General features: G+C 46.2%; 1 protein-coding gene. It reads left to right on the plus strand.

The window, feature by feature from the left end; all coding sequences use genetic code 11:
* A partial coding sequence (locus ACEN88_RS35205; protein WP_413347053.1) for a hypothetical protein occupies positions 1–221 on the plus strand: 221 nt, incomplete at its 5' end.
* Positions 222–290: the final 69 nt, after the last annotated feature.

The raw sequence follows: 290 nt of genomic DNA on the forward strand, positions 1-290 counted from the left end.
ATATATGCGAGTTGGTAGATGGTGTACAAAAATGTTCGCCGTCGATGAGGGCTACCATCCAGCGGCTTACGGGTTCTGATAAGAGTTTCCGATTTGATTCTCATGATTTGGCGAGCAACTACCTTGAAGCCGATCTTTTTGATCTACTTAAGTTATGCAGGAGCGCCCAGTACGACGATGACTTTCACTGGCAAGGGCGCCTAAGCGAATTGCAACAGTGAGTCACAGATTCACAGGAAGCAGAACGCCTAATAGATAGCAACCAAGTTCATCTACTCGTTGCGGTTAAA

Source organism: Massilia sp. CT11-108, from assembly GCF_047302915.1.
GTDB lineage: Bacteria > Pseudomonadota > Gammaproteobacteria > Burkholderiales > Burkholderiaceae_D > Telluria > Telluria orientalis.